Below are 1,554 nucleotides of genomic sequence, written 5' to 3'. Positions count from 1 at the left end.
TAGCATTTTCTGCTGATGCACCAATTTGCGTTCCAAACATTAAATTAAACTGCTTAACCTCTGTCCAGTTTTTAGAACCAGATGCTGGGCAAACAATTCCTAAATCTATTATTAACTGTTTAAAACCAGCTAAATCGCTTTCTTCTTGAACTCTTGTTAATTCAGCCGAAATATCATCAATCTGTTTTTGTCTACGAACAACATTTTGATTCGTAGCTCTAAACTCCTCTTCATTAAAAGCATCACCAAATCGTTTTTTGGCTTTTGCAATGTCTTTTTCTATTTTTTGATTGATTTTTTCTCGAAAATCTTCTACTAAAACATCTGCTCTATAACGTTTTTTAGAATCTTTATTATCAATTAGAGGGTCGTTAAACGCATCTACATGCCCAGAGGCTTTCCAAGTAGTGGGGTGCATTAAAATTGCAGCATCAATACCTACAATATTTTCATGCATTTGCACCATTGCTTTCCACCAATATTCTCTAATATTTTTCTTAAGCTCAACTCCATTTTGAGCGTAATCGTAAACCGCGCTTAAACCGTCATATATTTCAGAAGACTGAAATACATAACCATATTCTTTTGCATGCGATAAAACTTTTTTAAACTGATCTTCTTGTTTTGCCATAATGAGGGCAAATATACAGTATTGATTATTTTTTTCAACAAAAAAATTACCCTACTTTTTTACAGTGATAAATAAATGCAGGTGGAAGATTAAGCATTTGAAAATCTAAAGAAATAGACTCTCGAAATACATTTTTTAACGTGTTATAATACGTTAAACTATATTGATATTGAATAAAAGTTCCTTGACAATCAAGAACTTGATATGATTTTCGTAAAATTTCATTAGAAATCATATCTGGTATAATCGTTAATGGTAAACTCGATATTACATAATTAACTTTAGTGATATTGATTTTTTTTAGCTCTTCTTCTATTTTTTCTGCTGATGCTTTTACAACAATCAACTGTGGATGTTTTAATGCCTTTAATTGATGGTAAAAATTGTCATTAATTTCAAAACAAATTAAAATAGCTTTTGGAGATAGATTTTTTAAAATATGTTTGGTTATTGCTCCATTTCCAGGACCAAATTCTACAATTACAGCTGCTTTTGTGAAATCGATTTTACGAATCATTTTTTTGGATAAAAACCGAGAACTTGGGGTAATTGTTCCCAAAGTTTTGATGTTTTTTACGGCTTCTTTCAAAAATTTTATCCTGCTAAACAATTCGTATTTCTTATTTTTTACCTATATTTCTAAAAAATGCTTTGTAAAGATGAGAATTTTAAAAGACTTATTCTATCTTTTTTACCCTAAATTATGTGTAGTTTGTGATAAAAACTTGATAGAAAACGAAACTGTAATCTGTACCATTTGCAGACACGATTTGCCACTCACTAATTTTCAAGGGTATAGAAACAATAAAGTAACACAAACCTTTTTCGGTAGCGTACTTATTGAAAAAGGGTATGCTTTGTTATTTTATCGAAAAAAAGGTAGTACCCAGCAAATGATACACGATTTAAAATACAAAGGCAAT

1 protein-coding gene and 2 pseudogenes are annotated in these 1,554 nt (G+C 30.0%); 1 reads left to right on the top strand and 2 read right to left on the bottom strand.

The window, feature by feature from the left end; translation table 11 throughout:
* Positions 1–631 (bottom strand): annotated as a pseudogene (locus ACTG3V_RS15560) (glycine--tRNA ligase); the annotation flags it as partial.
* A gap of 46 nt (positions 632–677) precedes the next feature.
* Positions 678–1,190, bottom strand: a complete 513-nt coding sequence (locus ACTG3V_RS15555) for a class I SAM-dependent methyltransferase (RefSeq protein ID WP_439133086.1) — start codon at positions 1,188–1,190, stop codon at positions 678–680.
* Between the two features lie 100 nt (positions 1,191–1,290).
* Here ACTG3V_RS15555 and ACTG3V_RS15550 point away from each other — a divergent pair.
* A pseudogene (locus ACTG3V_RS15550) lies at positions 1,291–1,554 on the top strand (ComF family protein); the annotation flags it as partial.

It is taken from the genome of Polaribacter sp., from assembly GCF_965660385.1.
Taxonomy (GTDB): domain Bacteria; phylum Bacteroidota; class Bacteroidia; order Flavobacteriales; family Flavobacteriaceae; genus Polaribacter.
This window is presented reverse-complemented; position numbering and strand designations above follow the sequence as displayed.